This window comes from Bacillus sp. PDNC022, assembly GCF_016919285.1.
Lineage (GTDB): Bacteria > Bacillota > Bacilli > Bacillales > Bacillaceae > Bacillus > Bacillus safensis.
Window position 1 is genome coordinate 3,202,296 of sequence record NZ_CP070345.1, and the last position, 17,639, is coordinate 3,219,934.

Genomic DNA, 17,639 nt, shown 5'->3' on the forward strand with positions numbered 1-17,639 from the left:
CTTTGAGAACACATTCACCAGCAAATTCAAGGATGTTTTCGGGAAAAGTTACCCGATATAATAGAAACACGTCTTAAAAAAAGAGGGACGAAACGATGGCGTATCCAAAAGGGAAATTATCTGAGGAAAAGGTATTTAAAGATCCTGTGCACCGTTATGTTCACGTAAGGGATGCATTAATATGGGATTTAATAGGAACAAGAGAGTTTCAGCGCCTGAGACGAATTAAACAGCTAGGAACTACTTATTTGACGTTTCATGGTGCAGAGCACAGCCGATTCAATCATTCACTCGGTGTATACGAGATTGTGAGACGAATTGTGGATGATGTGTTTAAAGGGCGGCCTGAATGGGATGAAGGAGAGCGCGAGCTTGTACTTAGTGCTGCCTTGCTTCATGACCTCGGACATGGTCCATTTTCTCATTCCTTTGAAAAGGTCTTCCACTTAGACCATGAATCGTTTACTAGAGATATTATTTTAGGGCAGACGGAAGTCAATGAAGTGCTCCGCCGGGTAAGTGATGATTTCCCGAAGCATGTGGCTGAAGTCATTGCCAAAACGTATCAAAACAAACAGGTGGTCAGTTTGATTTCAAGTCAAATTGATGCCGACCGAATGGACTATTTGCAGCGTGATGCCTACTATACAGGCGTCAGCTACGGCCACTTTGATATGGAACGTATTTTACGTGTGATGCGCCCGAGAGAAGATCAGATTGTGATGAAGCAGAGCGGGATGCATGCGGTTGAGGATTATATTATGAGCCGCTATCAAATGTACTGGCAAGTCTATTTCCACCCAGTGACACGCAGTGCGGAAGTCATTTTAACGAAAATCCTTCATCGGGCAAAAGAGCTGCATGAAACGGGTTATATTTTTACACATGCCCCAGTTCATTTTTATTCGATCTTTGAGGGGAATGTCACCACAGAGGACTATATTAAGCTGGATGAATCTATTGTCTTATTTTATTTTCAGGCGTGGGAAGATGAAGAAGATCACGTGCTGGCTGATTTGTGCCGCCGTTTTATGAACCGCCGATTGTTCCAATATACAGAGTTTAATCCAAATGAAGAAATGACGAAATATTTCAAGCTGACCGCCTTGTTCAAGGAGGCAGGAATTGATCCTGACTACTACTTAGTGGTCGACTCTTCCTCTGACTTGCCCTATGACTTCTACAGACCAGGGGAGGAAGAAGAGAGGCTGCCAATCCACCTTTTGACGCAAAGCGGTCATATTAAAGAGCTGTCGAGACAGTCAGATATTGTTGACGCCATTTCCGGTAAACGAAGAACCGATCATAAACTTTATTTCCCGATGGACTTAATTGTAGATATGTCGGAAAAAGCTGAAGAAAAGAAGGCGATCATGAAGCTGCTTGGTTTGGGATAAGGAAGTACTGAAAAAGGAGATGTCGGGAATTTGTTGAAAGAGCATGCAAAGTTGATGAAGGTATTCTCTGAATCAGGGGAAATCGTTGGTCGGAAGAAGCTGCAAAAGATGATTTACATAGCAAAAAAGCTAGATTTGCCTTTTTACGAGAAATACGATTTTCATTTTTATGGCCCCTATTCAGAGGAGTTGACGCTCAGAATTGAAGAGCTGTGCAACCTTGGATTCTTGGACGAAATGAAGGAAAAAAAGGGCGGATACTATCAATATCGCTATTCGCTGACGGACAATGGGAAAGAGTTTCTCGATCAGTGTGAAGTGGACATGCCTGACCTCAAAGCGCTGACGCAGCAGATGAACGAGCAATCGTCCCGTTTCCTAGAGCTTGTCTCAACGATTTTATATTTTGATGACCTGCCAGAAGATGAGGTAAAGGAAAAGGTCTTTACTATTAAAAGCAAGCAGCGCTATACGGACGAAGAATTTGAGGCGGCCCTTGCTTATATTGATCAGTTGAAGGAATTGAACTAGTTGAACAAAAGCCCGAATTTCAGGGCTTTTTTTGTTTTGTAAGACCCAGACCAAAAGCGCTATTTTTCGATGAAATGTGTGTCAAAATATCCGAAAAATTAGTGAAAATGACGTAATTCGACTTTCTTCCTGTGCATCTAATTCCCTGTTTTTGACTGAATAGAAGGAAAATGGTGAATTTTCAGTGAATATATAACTTTGTGAAAAACAAAGGAGGGATAGGAATGAAAAAGCGTTCAGTCTTTTTGTCATTTTTATTGGTAGGTAGTTTGTTACCGGGGGTAAGTTCAGCTTCAGCACCAGTAGCGAGTGCAGGTCATGGGCATGATCATGGTCATGCGCCGTTCGAAACCCATATTAGTGAGGGGTTGCCAAAAGCAAAGGATTTTAAAGATTTGACGACAGCACCTCCAATTGAACGAGATGTGACAACAAAGGTATTAGATGAGTCTGGTAAGCAGGTAGGCTCAAGAACCTTTAAGGCCAATACAGGAGATTCAATTTCAACAAAAGCAAGTACAGGCAGTCAGAAGGTCACTGTCTATGCGGTTGCTGATGCGCAGTATCGTGCGAAATATAGTGACTGGCAAACACGGATTGTCAGCATCATCGAGCAAGCAGATGTCACGTTTAACCGTGATCATGATGTGGACTTTGTCGTACAAGCCGTAGGATCTTGGACGTCTTCGGGATCAAATGCAGAGCAAATTTTGTCTAACCTTGCGCGCAGCTTTGATGGCAGAGGATATGACTTTGTCACTGGATTTACAGCAAATCCAAACTTTGATGCTGGCGGAATCGCTTATGTCTATAATAGTGCACCAAGCGGAAGTGCATTCGCCGTTAACCTTGATCAAGGAACAGCGAACACTGCAAAAGCTGCTACGCATGAATACGGTCATAACTTTGGCTTACCGCACGACCCTCAAGGAAGCGGCATTGTCTGCTTAATGAATTATGATTATTCTTACACAGTCGATTTCTTCGATGCGGCTCATAAAAATCAAGTGAACCGTAACAAAGCGTGGTACAGATAAAATAAGAGACAAAAAGGACAAACACATTGAGTGTTTGTCCTTTTTAGATGCTTACAGATCGCTCATTCGCTTTCCTGCTACAGCATAGTGTTCTTTTTTCATTTCTTCAATAATAACAGAGACTTTTTCTGCACCTGCGCCTGTTGTTTCAACAACGGCATCAGTAACTTTCTCCACAAGAGCTCTTTTCTGCTCGTCTGTTCTTCCTTCAAGCATTTGAACGGTGACAATCGGCATGGCGAAAACCTCCTTTTTCCTTTAATGCTACGCTTCCCTTTAGTTTAAGGGACTTCTTATAGTATACTGAATGAAGTAAATCATTGTATAGAAAGAAAGAGGGATTCATGCCTTTGAACCAATTTCTTGTTTATCCATTAGAACTTATTCCATATGTCGCCATTACGCTTGTTGTCGCATTTACGATGCACGAGCTGGCGCATGCATATGTTGCGTACCGTTTCGGAGACCCGACGGCTAAGAATCAAGGGAGACTCACGTTAAATCCACTGAAGCATCTCGATGTATTCGGGACGATTTTAATCTTTGTGGCCGGGTTTGGCTGGGCGAGACCTGTACCGGTGAATCGTTACCATTTTAAAAAACCGCGCTTAGCAGGGATTTGTGTCTCCATTGCTGGGCCATTAAGTAACTTAGTGCTGGCGTTTTTGGGCTTTTTTGTGTATGTGCTTCTTCAGAAATTTGGCGGGGAGTGGATCATGCGCTTTGAGCCGGGAGTCGATTATTTCTTCCAGATCTTTATTAACTTAAACGTCATCTTGTTCCTATTTAACTTATTGCCGCTTCCGCCGCTGGATGGGTATCGAATTATTGAGGACGTCGTCAGCCCCCGTATTCGGGCGAAAATGACGCAATTTGAACAATATGGGATCATTATTTTTCTTATATTCGTGATCACACCGCTGGGACAGTTTGTTTTTGGTCCATTGATCGGAATGCGGGATCAAATCATATACTGGTTTAATCTTATTTTGAAGCCGCTGCTTTAGGAGGTTTAAAGAATGGAAGGTAAAAAGAAGAAACCAATTGGTTTTAACATCATTAAAAAAACAGATGCAACCGACGGACATGGAGGCTTTGGAGCAGGCGCCCTCAGTCTTGATAATATCTCGCCAGTCATCATTGATGTAGAGGAAAAGGAAGCTGTCATTGATATTGGTGCTATGCATGCAAGAAGTGCCGTCGAAAAAGGAATTAAATTTTTGAAAACAAAAGAAGAAGTGCCGAACGGAAAACCGTATTGGCTCGTATGGGTGACGATTGACCGCAGAGAAGAAGGGCCTTATTATGCAGGTGTGACGGCTTGTGAAATGACCGTTGACCGTTCGATCCGCCGCGGGTATAAGTCACTTCCAGAGCATGTGAATTTAATGGATAAATCGATGAAGCGAAAAATCGTCGTGAGTCATATGGATGACGTATCCAAAAAGGTGCTGGCGGATTTCTTGAAGGGGCATAATGAAGCGCTATGGGACGCATCTACAGATGAATTAAAAGAAGGATTGGCTGTCCCTGAATAATTGTGAAATTTTTGTGAAGATTGGCGGATGTCTACCAATTCCATCCGTTTTTTGAGTAAACTGGTGTTAAAGCTAGGACATGGAGAATCCCGAGATATCGATCTCGGGGTTTTTCATGTCTTTTTTAACGTTTCAGCCACTTTTCCCACCATTTCTTTGGCTTTTGATCTTGAACTGGTTCCTGTTCAGAGGCTTTGTCCTCAGCGCCATAGCAGACACCTGTCGGCTCCGTTCCTTCTATAAAATAGGTGAATACCTTTGATTCACATCCTGGACCTGCGAGGTCGCCGGTTTTTGGATTGATATATACCCCTTTGACACCGTCTGGCGGCATGAAGGAGGAGGCTGGCTGCTTCGAGAGGGCTAATTCCATAAAGGAAGCCCATATTTTTTTCGCATAGGCCGTTTCTTCGACTGAGTCAATGGTGCGGCCTTTATCATAGCCTGTCCATACACCTGTGACGAGCTGGGGAGAGAAGCCGATCATCCAGCTGTCTGCTCCTGTTGTCCCTGATTTTCCTCCGTATGTTCTTGTAAGGTCCTTTATAATGGTGCGGCCAGTGACACTTGTATAACCGTTTAATTGATCATTGAACATGCCTGACATCATGTCGGTGGTGACAAATGCTGCTTTTTCATCAAGGATTTGTTCTCGTTTTTGTTTCTCTTCAAAAAGCACATTGCCTTTTGCGTCGGTTACTTTCGTAATAAAGGTTGGCTTGACGCGTTTTCCGCCATTGACCAGCATGGCGTAAGCATTGGTCATTTCAATTGGTTTCACAGGAGACGTGCCTAGGGCAAGAGATGGTACTTGATCTAGTTTTTCCTTGATTCCAAATGTCTTACCAGCACGTACAAGCTGCTCCATTCCTAAAAATAGATGGGTTTTCACAGCGTAAATATTATCAGACAGCGCTAAAGCTTGAAGCATTGTAATGCCGTCATTGGCGTAATAGCCGTGATAATTGCTTGGTGAATAAGCGGCACCGCTGCCTTGATCGTCCAGTTCAAAAACCGTTTCCTCACTGCGCATGACGGTTGCGGGTGTAAACCCGTTTTGTAAGGCAATGTAATAGAGAAGGGGTTTCATGGTTGAACCGGGCTGTCTTTTTGCTTGTGTCACCCGATTGAATGGACTTTTCTCATAATCTCTCCCGCCTATGAGGGCGAGTACATGCCCTGTTTGGGGATGGATGGCAGCAAAGCCGATTTGGATATCTGATTTGGAATTCATCGTGTTTTTTAACGTCTTTTCTGCGATTTTCTGTAATTCTGGATTGAGGGTAGTCTGGATATGAAGCCCATAGGTTTCAATCTGTTCCTCTGTTAACCCCAAGCTTTGTTTCAACTCTCGAATCACATCGTCATAAAAATACGGGGCTTGCTTTGCTTGCAGCTGCTTCTCTTGCAAAGGGCGGTAGGACAGTTTTTCTTTCGCAGCGTCATCGGCTGCTTTTTTCGTAATCATGCCATCCTCTTGCATTTGCTTCAGAATCATATTCTTTCTTGCGCTGGCTTTCTCCTCATTCACATAAGGGGAATAGAGAGAAGGCCCTTTTGGGATACCGGCAAGAAGGGCAGATTCAGCGAGGGTTAAATTTTTCGCCTTTTTCCCGAAATACAGACGTGACGCTGCTTCCACGCCGTACGCTCCGTGACCATAATAAATGGTGTTCAAGTATCCTTCTAAAATCTCATCTTTTGTATAGTTTTGCTCTAAACGAATCGTGTAAAAGGCTTCATTCCACTTCCGCTTCCACGTTTTATCATGATCTAAATACAAATTTCGTGCATATTGCTGGGTGATCGTGCTGGCACCTTGTACCTTTGCCATGGCACGAATATCGGCCACCGCAGCACCCGCCATCCGTTTTATATCAAAGCCATGATGCTCATAAAAGGTTTTATCCTCAACAGCGACAACTGCCTGTCTGATATGAGGGGACATCTCCTTTAAGGGCACCCAATATCTCTTTTCTCCAAAGCTGGATTCTCCAAGCTTTGAGCCATCGGCTGCATAAATGGTCGTGGATTGGGGAACTTGTACAGAAGGGGCACCTTGCCATTTGGCAAGTAACAGAATCGTCAAAAAGACAGTGCCTGCAAATAGAAAAGCGAGCAAGCCGATAAAAAAACAGGCTCGAATCGTTTTCACGGTCATGCGGATTTTTTTATTACTCATGATTGTGTCCATGCAAAGCCCCCATTTTGACGGTTTTTTATCAGTATGGAACAAAGAAAACCGTTTTAAACAAGCGATTGCAGGGAGCGTGCTTTAAAAATAAAGAGAACTCATGCGGTTCTTTACAATTTGATATGAATCCACTATACTTTTTTCTTGGACAATCGATATAGTCATAGCCGATAAAAGGCGCTAACAATAGATTTTTTTTATTATTGGATGAGAGGAAGATGAACAATGAGTGAACTTTGGTATACAGAGAAGCAAACGAAGAATTTTGGTATTACATTGAAGGTGAACAAAACCCTTCACACAGAACAAACAGACTTTCAGCATTTAGAAATGGTGGAAACAGAAGAGTTTGGCAATATGCTGTTTTTAGACGGCATGGTGATGACATCTGAGAAAGATGAGTTTGTATACCACGAAATGGTGGCACATGTTCCTCTTTTCACTCATCCAAACCCGGAAAATGTTCTTGTCGTAGGCGGAGGAGACGGCGGTGTCATTCGTGAGATCCTCAAACACCCAAGTGTGAAAAAAGCGACACTTGTTGATATTGACGGAAAGGTCATCGAATACTCGAAGAAATTCCTTCCTTCTATTGCTGGAAAACTAGACGATCCTCGTGTAGATGTCAAAGTCGGAGACGGTTTTATGCACATTGCTAAAGCTGACAACGAGTATGATGTGATCATGGTTGACTCTACTGAGCCAGTTGGACCAGCTGTGAACCTGTTCTCTAAAGGATTTTACGCAGGAATCGCAAAAGCACTGAAAGAAGACGGTATTTTCGTTGCACAAACGGACAACCCTTGGTTCACACCTGAGCTGATTACAAATGTGCAGCGTGATGTAAAAGAAATTTTCCCAATTACGAAGCTTTACACAGCGAATATTCCAACGTATCCAAGCGGTCTTTGGACATTCACCATCGGTTCTAAAAAATATGATCCACTTGCTGTAGAAGACAGCCGTTTCTTTGATATTGAGACGAAATATTACACAAAAGAATTGCACAAAGCGGCATTCGTTCTGCCGAAATTTGTGAGCGACTTAATCAAATAAATCAAGCGAAATGGACATGCGCAAATGACGGTTTGCGCATTTTTTGAAGCGTAAAAGGAGGAATCTTGTATGAGATTCGACGAGGCTTATTCAGGAAAAGTGTTTATTGGAAGTCATCCGACATGGGAAGATGCAAAGGTCATTTTATACGGCATGCCGATGGACTGGACAGTCAGCTACCGCCCAGGTTCACGTTTCGGTCCGAACCGCATTCGTGAAGTATCGATCGGTTTAGAGGAATACAGCCCTTATTTAGATCGTGAGCTGCATGAGGTGCCATTCTTTGATGCGGGTGACATCCCACTTCCTTTTGGGAATGCACAAAAGAGCTTAGATTTAATTGAAGAGTATGTCGACAGCATTTTAGAAAAAGGAAAGTTTCCATTAGGAATGGGCGGCGAGCATCTCGTGTCTTGGCCGGTTTTCCGTGCGATGTATAAGAAATATCCTGATTTGGCCATCATCCATATGGACGCACATACGGATCTTCGTGAGGAATATGAGGGTGAGCCGCTTTCACATTCAACACCGATTCGTAAAGTTGCAGGACTGATTGGACCTGAAAATGTATTCTCTTTCGGTATCCGTTCTGGAATGAAAGAAGAATTTGAATGGGCAAAAGAAGCGGGGATGCACATTTCTAAATTTGAAGTATTGGAGCCATTGAAGCAAGTATTGCCAAAGCTAAAAGGGCGTCCAGTGTATGTGACGATCGACATTGATGTACTTGACCCAGCTCATGCACCTGGTACAGGAACGGTAGATGCTGGCGGTATTACATCAAAAGAGCTGCTTGCATCCATTCATGCAATTGCAGGATCTGACGTCCAAGTCGTCGGGGCAGACCTTGTCGAAGTAGCACCTGTATATGATCACTCTGACCAAACAGCGAATACAGCGAGTAAGCTTTTACGCGAAATGCTGCTTGGGTTTGTGAAATAATCAGTTGATAGAGGAGCTTGTCATCTCAGGGACAAGCTCTTTTTTTACATTGGTCAAAAAATAAAGGAGGCAGCTCATGTTTTCGTCCATATTGATGGTGGTCCTCGCTTTATGTGTGTTAGGGGCAGGTTTTCTCACGCTGAAACGAGAGCTCGCAGCTGATCCGCCTGTTTTTGCTTCGAAAAAGGAAGCAAAGGAAGAGATGCTGGGGCTGTTTCACGATCGAGGCTTTTTCTATCTGACAGCCATTGCGTTATTCATGCAGGTGGTATTTAAAAAGGATCAAATCGCACCATTTGATTTTTTTCAGGCATTTTTGGCAAGTTCAGGCATACAGGCTCTTTTTTACTTAATGAAAAGAAAAGACTTAGGCGTAAAGGCTGGACTTGTCTTATTGGTCAGTTTCATTTTTCTTTTTTTCTAAAGGCATGGCTGAAGATCAAAAACGAAGTTTAATCGCCGTGAAGAAGAGAAATGATGGTATGATAGGCGATCATGATTATGGTATACTATTTTAGTTAAACGGGTCTTAGCAAAGGAAGTGCAAAATGACACAAAACCAAATTTCAATTCATGTAAAGTCAGTGATGAAACCAGAGACGGAGCCGGCTGAAACGATCGAATTCCGCACGACTGGAACGTACCAAGAGAAGAATGACAAAACGTATCTCACTTACCATGAAGAACATGAAATGGGTCAAGTAAAAACCGTTGTGAAAATGAGTGAAAAAGAAATTTTTGTCATGAGATCAGGGGCTATTCAAATGAAGCAGCGCTTTCTTATTGGAGAAACGACCGTCACACATTACACGATGCCATTCGGTACACTTCAGTTAGATGTGCACACACATGGTATTGATCTCGATGTGGACAAGGGACTGCTGCACATTACGTACGATATGCTGACAGGAGAAGATCAAAAGCATTTACATACATTATCGATTTCGTATAAGGAGGATTTACGTTCATGAATATCGCAGAACAGGTCAAAGATGCGTTAAAAGAAGAAATCATAGCGGCAGTCGTCAAAGCAGGACTTGCCGATGAAAGCCAGGTGCCAGATGTCCTTTTAGAGGTGCCGAAAGACAAAACTCACGGTGATTACTCTACCAACATGGCGATGCAGCTTGCCCGCATTGCGAAAAAAGCACCTCGTCAAATCGCAGAAGACATCGTCAATGCGTTTGATAAAGGGAAAGCTTCCATTGAAAAACTGGATATCGCAGGTCCAGGGTTCATTAACTTTTATATGAACAATCAGTATTTAACAAAGCTCATACCAGCTGTCCTTGAGGCAAAAGAAGCTTATGGCGAAACGAATACAGGCGGCGGTCAAAAGGTGCAAGTCGAATTCGTCTCAGCCAACCCAACAGGTGACCTTCACCTTGGACATGCTCGCGGAGCAGCTGTAGGAGATTCTCTTTGCAACATCCTTGATAAAGCAGGGTTTGATGTGAGCCGTGAATACTATATCAACGATGCAGGGAATCAAATCAATAACCTCGCTTTATCTGTAGAAGTACGTTATTTTGAGGCACTCGGTCTTGAAAAAGAAATGCCTGAAGACGGCTACAGAGGAGAAGACATCAAAGGCATTGGACAAAAGCTTGCGGATGAATTTGGTGACCGTTTCGTGCATGAACCGGAAGAAGAGCGTATGAAGTTCTTCCGTGAATACGGCTTGAAATACGAATTAGAGAAATTACGTGTAGACCTTGAGAATTTCCGTGTTCCATTTGATGTATGGTATTCAGAAACCTCTTTATATGAAAACGGAAAAATCGAACCAGCGCTGGAAACACTTCGTGAAAAAGGCTATGTCTTTGAAGAAGACGGCGCAACATGGCTGCGTTCAACTGATTTTGGCGATGACAAGGACCGTGTGCTGATTAAAAAAGACGGCAGCTTCACTTACCTGCTTCCAGACATCGCATATCATAAAGACAAATTGGACAGAGGCTTTGATCAGCTCATTAACATTTGGGGAGCTGACCATCACGGCTATATTCCTCGAATGAAAGCGGCGATCCAAGCACTTGGATATCCAGCTGGCAAGCTTGAAGTAGAAATTATTCAGCTTGTGCATCTTTACAAAAACGGTGAAAAGATGAAGATGAGTAAGCGTACAGGAAAAGCCGTCACAATGCGTGATCTGATTGAAGAAGTCGGCTTAGATGCGACTCGTTATTTCTTTGCGATGAGAAGTGCGGCGACACATATGGACTTTGACCTAGACTTAGCGATTTCTACGTCTAACGAAAACCCTGTGTACTATGCACAATATGCACATGCGAGAATTTGCAGCATGCTGCGTCAAGGTGAAGAAAAAGGCTATGAACCGAACCTTGAAAAAGCCGATTTCTCTCACATTCAATCGGAAAAAGAATACGATCTTCTGAAAATCATTGGCAGCTTCCCAGAAGTTGTAGCAGAAGCAGCAGAAAAGCGTATTCCACACCGCGTCACAAACTATATCTATGATCTAGCATCAGCCCTTCACAGCTTCTACAATGCCGAGAAGGTCATTGACGTAGAAAACGAAACAAAAACAACAGCACGTCTTTCACTCATGAAAGCAACACAAATCACGCTTGCTAATGCATTAAAACTCATTGGTGTATCGGCTCCGGAGAAGATGTAATGAAATGAAAGAAAGCCCCACTCTATTGTATGAGTGGGGCTTTTTTACATAAAAAACCCGCTATCCTCAAGAGACAGCGGGTTTTGAAAATTATCCAAGCGTATTAATTATGTTAGAAATAGAATCAAATAATTGGCTAAGTACATCAGAGAACATAGAGTGTGCCTCCCTTCGGCAAGCATGTAGTATGTGTGCATTAAATGGAATTATCCAAGTGTGTTAATAATGTTAGAGATAGAATCGAATAATTGGCTAAGTACATCAGAAAACATGTTTTTGCCTCCTCTCTTTTCTTTTTACATCTACTTAACGAAGGGGATGGAAGGTTGGATCACTTTTTCTAAAAAATTTGCATAGAAAAAAGCACCTGATGTACAGGTGCTTTTGGCTTTATGATGGATCACCTAAATACCTCTATTTATAGATGTCTATATCATTGGAATATAGAAATCAACTGATATAACCAGGCAGACCAGGCCAATTGTTCTTGATGAATAATGGATATCCAGAATCCACTTCGGTCTTATTGAGATCATATCTCAAATATTTCCAACCTTTAAAAATATATGCTTTTTTATTAGTAGGCCAAATCACCATGCCGTTTATAGAATGAGACCAAGATCCTGGGAAATTATTGATGATTGAAAATGGGTTGGGGGGATCTACTTTATCCATTTTAATATCGTAACGCATGTACGTATAATCTTTGAAGAACAAAGCTACTTCGTTCGTTAAAACCACCGCAGCGTCAATTCTGTCCGTCCAAAGCCCAGGCCAATTATGTTCAATAGGTAACGGATAGCCCGGGTCCACTTTTTTAGAGGCTATATCATAGCGCATATACTCCGAGTCTCTGAAAAAATAGGCTTTATTGTTCGGCCAAACCACCGCAGCGTCAATTCTGTCCGTCCAAAGCCCAGACCAATTATGTTCAATAGGTAAAGGGTACCCAGAATCGACCTTGTCCTTTTTAATATCATATTGATAGTATTTTCCAGCGCAAAAAAAATACGCCTTTTTTCCGTCAGGCCAAACTATTGGAGCCGTCAACATGTTGTCAGCCAGTATTTCAACAAAATATTCATGGTTGTCAGCATTAAGAATGGCTTCTGCTGGATTGCTGATAGCAAGTTGCTTCGCGTTATTTAGTCCATATCTGTTGTCTTTTATTTGTGCAGCAGCATGGCTCCATTCGTGTATTAGGACACCGAATTTAGAGTCTATCCCTGTTGCGGGTGCTGCATCAAATTGAGGGCAAAGATACACCACTTTTGAATTAAAATAAGTATACGCAAAATAATCTGGTTTACAATCTGCTCCGGGTTTCACATAATAGTGAATTCCCTCTAAAACCTCTTTAATTTTGTTAAAATGATCCTGAATCACCTTATAATTATCTGGGGAATATGCTCCAAACAATTCAACGTAGAGTTCATTCTTATTTTCCTGACTCCATTCGGACAACTCCAATAATGTAGCGCTTATCCAGGCTCTAGCATTAGCATCTGCCTCGATGACTTTCATGATATCTGGGTCAATTCCTTGAGGCACAGGTTGATTTACTTTGGGATTAATAGTAATCACTGATGATTTATTTCTATCTATTAGTGTTGTATTCTTCTGCTGGAGAAGTTCTCTCTCCCATTTACGTGCCTTTTCACCAGATGTCGGTCTAGGCTTAATATGACTTAGAAGTTTAAATTCTGTGGTTAATGGATCTAGGGTTAACATCTGAAATTCCTTATTGGTAGGGAGTTTGATTTCGCCATTCACTGGGGAGATAACATCAAGGAACTTAGTATAGAGGGTAACTGTATAAATACCAGGCTCTTGGATTGCAAATGATGTGGATAAATCGAGTTTCTCAACAATCGTCTTCCCTGCTGGAATGATTCGGTAAGAATCTTTAGTAGGTTCCGCACGCTTCACTAAACGTCCATCATAAGGAATGATACAGTCTTTTCTACGAATTTCTATAAAATTCAAGGCTTCTCCCTCAAGAGGATTATCATATATCAACAAACCGCAATCTGAATCACTTTGGTTTTGAAGCTCAAATTTGAGTATGATAGGCTTGCCACAATTGTATTCGGTTTCCATGTGAATCGAGTGCTTTAATTTATGTTTTGTCAATATAGTCAGTCCCTTTTCATAAATTTATTCTCCCTCAAAAAGTCCCCTTTAACATCATAAATTAAGACGCTCTCTTTGATTGAAAGGGGACTTGTATTCTTTGAAGGAGTTGAATTTTAGTAGTAATCGATCTGAGATGAGGTGATGAAGGTACGGTTAGGGTTAAGTAATCACCCTCTACTTTGGATCAAAACACCATAGTTTGGGCTTAATGAATAACATCATGTATATTAGTGATATGGGCATTACCTTCTAAATCAGCATATATAATGACCACTTTACAACCTTGCATTGGAGGATTAGTAGAAGCAGTCGTTTTACAGATAATACAATAGTTAGTTCCAGAAACTAATTGAGATGCCACATATAGAACTGGGACATATTGAACACTTGTAAAACCTTCAAAAGCCTTGCTGAATGCTGTTGCAACAGGTTGGGGTAGATTACAACCTTGCATGTCTTGAAATTCCCAGCCGCCAAAACTAATTGACATTTTGAACACATCCTTTCTTGTCTTTAACTTATTTATCTCCTCCCTTTTGCTTTTTATGCAAACCTTCAGAAGTATCTTCTCAACTTAATAAAGGTCGTAATGCAAGAAAAACAAAGTTAGTTTTTTGTCCCTCAGAAGTTATTTGTTGATTATTCTTCAAATATGACATGATCCTTGAAGCAGACTCCGATTATAAAGAATCAAAACACTCTAGTCTGTAAAAGCTAGAAGAAAGCAGTGAATCGTGCGTTTCATACAAGCTGTGCAAAGGGTATGGAAGAGAAAAAGGCAGAATGAGGGCGGAGAATGTGAAAAAGAGGAGACTGGAATTTTTATTTTTATATTTTATGATATTCGGGGCATATGTGGTGTATTGGTGGCCTGTGCCGGCGTGGAGCGTTCAGCTGTACGCAGCGATTTATATCGCCATTATTTTATTTAGTATCATCTCACTTATGCTGGAGAACCGTACATCACAGCACACGCTGTTATGGATGTATGTGCTGATTTTTTTCCCGATCATTGGCTACATGTTCTATCTGTTCTCAGGGCAGCTCTATGTAAAAGGCCATTTATTTAAATCAAAGAGAATGTATAACCGCGAGAAATTACGCAGAATCTCTGAGCTTGAGAGCAAGCCGGATGAATCACGTTTAACCGATAATCAGCGTGCTTTTTTTCATTACACAGAAAAAGCCACAGGCATGCATGTGAACACAAATAGTGATATGGAAATTTTAAAAAATGGGGAGGAGACGTTTCCCCGAATTTTTGAAGAGCTAAAAAAGGCAAAATCATTCATTCATATTGAATATTACATGTTTAAATCTGATTTCCTTGGCCATCGGATGATGGAGATTTTGATTGAAAAAGTGAAAGAAGGCGTAGAGGTCCGCTTCATATATGATGCGGCAGGCAGCATCCGCTTCTCCCGAAAAGATATTAGACGCTTGAAGCAGGCAGGGGTCAAGGTCGCTCCTTTCCTACCTTTAAAATATGGATTCTTTAATCAAAAATTCAATTTCCGAAATCACCGAAAAATCGTCATTATTGATGGAGAGACAGGGTTTGTCGGCGGTTTAAATGTCGGCAAGGAATACGTAGGACGGGATGAAAAGATCGGCTTTTGGCGAGATACACATGCCATGTTAAAGGGTGAGGCTGTTCAGACTCTTCACTCCGTTTTTATGCTGGACTGGGAGTATGTATCAGATGAAGTGTTAATTGATGATCCGAAGTATCATACGCCGCATTCTGTGACAGGCGAGGATGTCATTCAGGTGGTACCAACTGGACCTGATATGAAAGAAAGTATGAGTGATTTATATGATGCCCTCATTTCTAATGCGAAACAATTTGTCTGGATTGCCACACCTTATTTTGTACCAAATGAATCGATTCGCACTGCGCTCAAAATCGCTGCTACGAGAGGGGTGGATGTGCGGGTGATGGTACCGGAGATCAATGACGGATTTCTCACGCAATATGCCACGCGATCCTATTTTTCTGAGCTTCTAAAAGAGGGCATCAAGGTGTATCACTATCAAAAAGGATTTATGCATCAAAAGGTGATGATCGCAGATGGAGAGCTCGCCTCTGTCGGCACCGCGAATGTCGATATGAGAAGCTTTCAGCTCAATTTTGAGGTTAATGTCTTTACAGCCGCGAAAAAGCCAATTGAGCAATTGATGGCCCACTATGAGGAAGATATGAAGGAATGTGAGCAAATGGGTCCTGTTCATTTTTATAAAAGAGGCTTAAAAGAGCGGTTGAAGGAATCATTTGCTCGGTTGTTTTCTGGCGTATTATGAGGATTTCCAGTCAAAGAAATCATTTCCTGATCTAGTATTTTGAAGAGGATTCCTCTATAATTGAAAATGATTATCAATTATAGAGGAAATGAGGTTCTTTTACATATGCTAAAACGCTTTTTCGCCTATTACAGGCCCTATCGCGGTCTGTTCTTTTTAGATTTCTTTTGCGCTGTCGCAGTTGGACTGATGGAACTAGGTTTCCCGCTGATCGTGAACTACTTCATTGATACCTTATTACCAACAGGGAACTGGACGGTTATTGCCTGGACCGCACTTGCTCTGTTTATCATTTATGCACTCAGCTCGGTTATGCAATTTATTGTGTCGTATTGGGGACACATGCTTGGCATCAATATTGAAACAGATATGAGGAAGAAGCTGTTTGATCATTTTCAGCGTCTCTCATTTAAGTTCTTTGATAACAACAAAACGGGTAAGCTTATGTCTCGAATGACAAATGACCTCATGTACATTGGTGAGGTAGCTCATCACGGACCTGAGGATTTGTTTATTGCGATTATGACGATTCTTGGCGCCTTTGCTGTCATGCTGATGATTAACTGGCAGCTTGCTATTTTAACCTTCCTGATCATGCCAGTCATCATCTGGCTTGCCCTTCATTTTAATAAGAAAATGACGAAGGCTATTACACAGCTGAACAATGACATTGGAGATTTTCATGCAAGGGTTGAAAACAATATTGGCGGTATTCGTCTTGTTCAAGCCTTTGCCAACGAACATTTCGAGAAAAAGCGTTTTGCTGAAAACAACAACCGTTTTCGGAAAGCGAAGCTTCTTTCATATAAAATCATGTCGGTTAACGGCTCAATCAGTTACATACTCACACGTCTTGTGACACTGTTTGTCCTTCTGGCAGGGACATGGTTTGTTCTGCAGGGGCAATTAACGGCAGGTGGATTTATCGCGTTTGTTCTGATTACAAACGTCTTATTCAGACCGATTGATAAGATCAATACCGTGATTGAAATGTATCCAAAAGGAATTGCGGGCTTTAAAAGCTATGTCGACTTACTTGAAACAGAGCCAGATGTGAAGGATACAGAAGGAGCTCGTGATGTATTCGGATTGAAAGGTGAAATTGAATATCGAAACGTGACATTTGGCTACGATGAGCACAGCCAGGTGTTAAAGGACATCGATTTGAAGATTAAACAAGGAGAAACTGTTGCGTTTGTCGGGCCTTCAGGAGCCGGGAAATCGACGATTTGCAGCCTGCTGCCACGTTTTTATGATGTGGATGAAGGGGAGATTACAATTGATGGTGTGAGTACAAAATCGATGACCCTGTCTTCTTTAAGACAGCAGATCGGCATTGTGCAGCAGGATGTCTTTTTATTCTCAGGCACCATTCGTGAAAACATTGCGTACGGCAATCTAGAAGCCAGCGATGCAGAGATTTGGGAGGCTGTACGTCGTGCGCATTTAGAGGAACTCGTTCAGCGTTTCCCAGAAGGATTAAATACAGTCATAGGCGAGCGCGGCGTCAAACTGTCGGGCGGTCAAAAGCAGCGCCTGTCGATTGCGAGGATGTTTCTAAAAAATCCTTCGATTCTTATTTTAGATGAAGCCACATCAGCACTCGATACAGAAACAGAAAAAGCCATACAAGATGCACTGAGCGAACTGGCTGTCGGCAGGACAACACTCGTCATTGCCCACCGCCTAGCAACAATTAAACACGCTGACCGTATCATCGTCGTAACAGAGGAAGGCATCCAAGAACAAGGCCGCCACCAAGACCTGATTCAAATGGGCGGTGTATACAGCAGACTGCATGAAGCGCAGTTTGGTCATTGATCAGCGCGTAGACAAACCCTCACATTCGCCCGCAGTTCTGCGTGC

The 17,639-nt window shown here is 42.1% G+C and carries 16 protein-coding genes; 12 read left to right on the forward strand and 4 right to left on the reverse strand.

The genetic code is table 11. The features are described from left to right. Positions 1 to 95 precede the first annotated feature (95 nt). From JVX94_RS16355 to JVX94_RS16365, 3 genes are all read left to right on the forward strand, one after another. Positions 96 to 1,397, forward strand: a complete 1,302-nt coding sequence (locus JVX94_RS16355; protein WP_007497716.1) for an HD domain-containing protein — start codon at positions 96 to 98, stop codon at positions 1,395 to 1,397. A gap of 30 nt (positions 1,398 to 1,427) precedes the next feature. Further along, positions 1,428 to 1,928: a YwgA family protein gene (locus JVX94_RS16360; RefSeq protein ID WP_034281252.1), complete on the forward strand. Its 501-nt coding sequence runs from the start codon at positions 1,428 to 1,430 to the stop codon at positions 1,926 to 1,928. A 224-nt stretch (positions 1,929 to 2,152) separates the two neighbouring features. Then, entirely contained in the window at positions 2,153 to 2,965 is an 813-nt protein-coding gene (locus JVX94_RS16365; protein ID WP_024423771.1) for a zinc-dependent metalloprotease, read from the forward strand. A 51-nt stretch (positions 2,966 to 3,016) separates the two neighbouring features. Here the strand turns inward: JVX94_RS16365 and JVX94_RS16370 are convergent, their stop codons facing one another. Beyond that, on the reverse strand, positions 3,017 to 3,202 hold the full coding sequence (locus JVX94_RS16370) for a 2-hydroxymuconate tautomerase (protein WP_003214939.1): 186 nt from the start codon (positions 3,200 to 3,202) through the stop codon (positions 3,017 to 3,019). A gap of 113 nt (positions 3,203 to 3,315) precedes the next feature. On the opposite strand from JVX94_RS16370, the gene JVX94_RS16375 reads away from it, so the two are divergent. Next, positions 3,316 to 3,972 carry a site-2 protease family protein gene (locus JVX94_RS16375; protein WP_223251054.1) on the forward strand — a complete coding sequence of 219 codons (657 nt, stop codon included), beginning with the start codon at positions 3,316 to 3,318 and terminating at the stop codon, positions 3,970 to 3,972. 12 nt (positions 3,973 to 3,984) lie between these two features. Continuing rightward, positions 3,985 to 4,503, forward strand: coding sequence for a YwhD family protein (locus tag JVX94_RS16380; RefSeq protein WP_039182196.1), 519 nt, complete (start codon positions 3,985 to 3,987; stop codon positions 4,501 to 4,503). Positions 4,504 to 4,627: 124 nt separating this feature from the next. On the opposite strand, the gene JVX94_RS16385 is transcribed toward JVX94_RS16380, so the two are convergent. Next, complete coding sequence (locus JVX94_RS16385; RefSeq protein ID WP_095409793.1) at positions 4,628 to 6,697, reverse strand: transglycosylase domain-containing protein; 2,070 nt, start codon at positions 6,695 to 6,697, stop codon at positions 4,628 to 4,630. A 225-nt stretch (positions 6,698 to 6,922) separates the two neighbouring features. Between JVX94_RS16385 and speE the strand changes: the two genes are divergently transcribed. The 5 genes from speE to argS all read left to right on the forward strand — a co-directional run bounded on the left by speE (position 6,923) and on the right by argS (position 11,336). Further along, complete coding sequence (gene speE, locus JVX94_RS16390; protein ID WP_205183828.1) at positions 6,923 to 7,753, forward strand: spermidine synthase; 831 nt, start codon at positions 6,923 to 6,925, stop codon at positions 7,751 to 7,753. 69 nt (positions 7,754 to 7,822) lie between these two features. Further along, positions 7,823 to 8,695: an agmatinase gene (speB, locus tag JVX94_RS16395; RefSeq protein WP_024423766.1), complete on the forward strand. Its 873-nt coding sequence runs from the start codon at positions 7,823 to 7,825 to the stop codon at positions 8,693 to 8,695. Between the two features lie 76 nt (positions 8,696 to 8,771). Then, positions 8,772 to 9,119 (forward strand): hypothetical protein, encoded by a 348-nt coding sequence (locus tag JVX94_RS16400; protein ID WP_144483828.1) that lies wholly within the window; start codon positions 8,772 to 8,774, stop codon positions 9,117 to 9,119. A gap of 124 nt (positions 9,120 to 9,243) precedes the next feature. Beyond that, entirely contained in the window at positions 9,244 to 9,666 is a 423-nt protein-coding gene (locus JVX94_RS16405) for a YwiB family protein (protein WP_003215400.1), read from the forward strand. After that, positions 9,663 to 11,336 (forward strand): arginine--tRNA ligase, encoded by a 1,674-nt coding sequence (gene argS, locus JVX94_RS16410; RefSeq protein ID WP_073978857.1) that lies wholly within the window; start codon positions 9,663 to 9,665, stop codon positions 11,334 to 11,336. The genes JVX94_RS16405 and argS overlap by 4 nt, the downstream gene beginning before the upstream one ends. A gap of 450 nt (positions 11,337 to 11,786) precedes the next feature. Here argS and JVX94_RS16415 read toward each other — a convergent pair whose 3' ends face one another. Then, positions 11,787 to 13,469 carry a hemopexin repeat-containing protein gene (locus JVX94_RS16415; protein WP_205183830.1) on the reverse strand — a complete coding sequence of 561 codons (1,683 nt, stop codon included), beginning with the start codon at positions 13,467 to 13,469 and terminating at the stop codon, positions 11,787 to 11,789. A 208-nt stretch (positions 13,470 to 13,677) separates the two neighbouring features. Continuing rightward, positions 13,678 to 13,962, reverse strand: a complete 285-nt coding sequence (locus JVX94_RS16420) for a hypothetical protein (RefSeq protein ID WP_203128967.1) — start codon at positions 13,960 to 13,962, stop codon at positions 13,678 to 13,680. Positions 13,963 to 14,270: 308 nt separating this feature from the next. Between JVX94_RS16420 and cls the strand changes: the two genes are divergently transcribed. Further along, complete coding sequence (gene cls, locus JVX94_RS16425; RefSeq protein ID WP_240193780.1) at positions 14,271 to 15,773, forward strand: cardiolipin synthase; 1,503 nt, start codon at positions 14,271 to 14,273, stop codon at positions 15,771 to 15,773. Positions 15,774 to 15,878: 105 nt separating this feature from the next. Next, a complete protein-coding gene (locus JVX94_RS16430) occupies positions 15,879 to 17,594 on the forward strand; it encodes an ABC transporter ATP-binding protein (RefSeq protein ID WP_111290798.1) in 1,716 nt (571 codons plus the stop codon). The last annotated feature ends 45 nt before the right edge of the window (positions 17,595 to 17,639 follow it).

Excerpts from the sequence above, each read along its gene's own strand:
- JVX94_RS16365 (WP_024423771.1), top strand. The coding sequence starts at position 2,153 with ATGAAAAAGCGTTCAGTCTTTTTGTCATTTTTATTGGTAGGTAGTTTG.
- JVX94_RS16380 (WP_039182196.1), top strand. The coding sequence starts at position 3,985 with ATGGAAGGTAAAAAGAAGAAACCAATTGGTTTTAACATCATTAAAAAA.
- JVX94_RS16370 (WP_003214939.1), bottom strand. The coding sequence starts at position 3,202 with ATGCCGATTGTCACCGTTCAAATGCTTGAAGGAAGAACAGACGAGCAG.
- JVX94_RS16355 (WP_007497716.1), top strand. The coding sequence starts at position 96 with ATGGCGTATCCAAAAGGGAAATTATCTGAGGAAAAGGTATTTAAAGAT.
- JVX94_RS16400 (WP_144483828.1), top strand. The coding sequence starts at position 8,772 with ATGTTTTCGTCCATATTGATGGTGGTCCTCGCTTTATGTGTGTTAGGG.
- speE (WP_205183828.1), top strand. The coding sequence starts at position 6,923 with ATGAGTGAACTTTGGTATACAGAGAAGCAAACGAAGAATTTTGGTATT.
- JVX94_RS16385 (WP_095409793.1), bottom strand. The coding sequence starts at position 6,697 with ATGGACACAATCATGAGTAATAAAAAAATCCGCATGACCGTGAAAACG.
- speB (WP_024423766.1), top strand. The coding sequence starts at position 7,823 with ATGAGATTCGACGAGGCTTATTCAGGAAAAGTGTTTATTGGAAGTCAT.
- JVX94_RS16420 (WP_203128967.1), bottom strand. The coding sequence starts at position 13,962 with ATGTCAATTAGTTTTGGCGGCTGGGAATTTCAAGACATGCAAGGTTGT.
- JVX94_RS16405 (WP_003215400.1), top strand. The coding sequence starts at position 9,244 with ATGACACAAAACCAAATTTCAATTCATGTAAAGTCAGTGATGAAACCA.
- argS (WP_073978857.1), top strand. The coding sequence starts at position 9,663 with ATGAATATCGCAGAACAGGTCAAAGATGCGTTAAAAGAAGAAATCATA.
- JVX94_RS16430 (WP_111290798.1), top strand. The coding sequence starts at position 15,879 with ATGCTAAAACGCTTTTTCGCCTATTACAGGCCCTATCGCGGTCTGTTC.